This window comes from Paraburkholderia sp. LEh10, assembly GCF_017814945.1.
Classification (GTDB): domain Bacteria; phylum Pseudomonadota; class Gammaproteobacteria; order Burkholderiales; family Burkholderiaceae; genus Paraburkholderia.
In genome coordinates, this window is sequence record NZ_JAGIPX010000197.1 from 1 (window position 1) to 1,485 (window position 1,485).

1 protein-coding gene is annotated in these 1,485 nt (G+C 60.2%); it reads right to left on the reverse strand.

The genetic code is table 11. The features are described from left to right. Positions 1-39: 39 nt before the first annotated feature. A complete protein-coding gene (locus tag J8I87_RS43900) occupies positions 40-1,362 on the reverse strand; it encodes an IS5 family transposase (protein WP_209938884.1) in 1,323 nt (440 codons plus the stop codon). Between the last annotated feature and the right edge of the window lie 123 nt (positions 1,363-1,485).

Sequence of the window (1,485 nt, forward strand, 5' to 3'; positions counted from 1 at the left end):
TAGTCGGCCCTGAACAATTCGTCCTTTGTGCCGCCGCCGTCACACCATCAGGTCGGCGGCGATGCTGAAGTTAAGCAAAGCAGCAAGAATGAAGGAATAAAGAAGCCGCAGCTTCCTGAGGATCTTCCGCAGGTTGTAGCCAGCGCCGCACAGCACCGCATGGATCGCATCGCCCAAGGCGCCTTTGAGCCAGTTCCGATTGAGCTTCCCGTCCGCCTTCATGTGGCCAATGGCAGGCTCGTTTGCACTTCTCCGTTTGATCATCGCGCGTAGTCCACGTGTGATGCCGCGCCGCAGGCCGGGGTGATAGACCTTCACGCCATCAATCGCGACGCCCTTGTAACCACGGTCCACAACGGCGACTTCTGGCGTGACGTCGCTGAGGATCGCCGCCTGCTCCAACGCCTCAGCCAGCGTGTGGCCGTCGTATGGGTTGCCCGGCATTGAGCGCATTCCCACCACGAACCCTTCCTTGTGAGTCGTCGTGATCGACACCTTCACGCCGAATTCGTATGGCGTGCGCGCCTTGCCCTTGGCCAGACACTCGACTTCCGGCGCGTGCAGCGCATACAGCTTGTTCTTGTCCTTCGGCTTCTGCGACAGAATCCGCTTCGTGCGGCCAATCAGTTCCTGCAATCCCGCGCGGCTGCAATCGGCCACCGCGTCCAGTTGCCGCTCGACATCGCGCATCACCCGGCCCACACGCGAGCGCAATGTGCGCAGGGCCTTCTTCATGCGCTTGTACTGCTTCGCATGGGCGTAGCGGCCAATCTGACGCGCCAGGTGTGGTGCCTCGCGGTTGTAGTTCTGCCGCAGCTTCAATCCGTGCCGTGCCGCTGCCTTCACCAGGTGTTCGCGACACCGCTCGAGCAGGCGTGAATCGGTCGGATGCGCAATCGCCTTCTCCATGACCGTCGTGTCGACGATTACGCGTTTCACGCTCGAGGCCTTGATCACGCCTGCACGCTTTGCTGCCTCGATCGTCTCGGCCAGCAACTCTTCAACTCCGGCTTCGCCCAGCCGCTTGCGCCAGCGTGTCAGGCTCGATGGGTCGATTGGCGGCTCGGTCTGCAGGTACGTCTCGCCGGTGAACACCTGCCAGTAAGGATTTTCCACCCATTGCCAGACGACATCTTCGTCGGACAGGTCGAAGGCGTGTTGCAGGTAGAGCAGACCCGCAATCAGGCGCGGTGACGTCGCAGGGCGCCCTTTGCCGGAAACGAAACTCTCACTCATCGAAGCGCCCAGCCGATCCCAGTTGATCAGATCGGCCAGACGTACCAGCGGGTGCTTCAGGTTGATCTGCTCGCGCAGAGGATGTCGAAACAAATCGCCTTCGCTCACCGCTGTCTTCGGACCCATCCAGACCTCGACAGAATTTGCAGGAAACTACCTGTAATCTGCCAGGTTCCTGCAAATGCATCAACCACTTTCCGCTTCAAACCCTTGTTGTACAAGGCGCTTCGAATTGTTCAAGGCCGACTA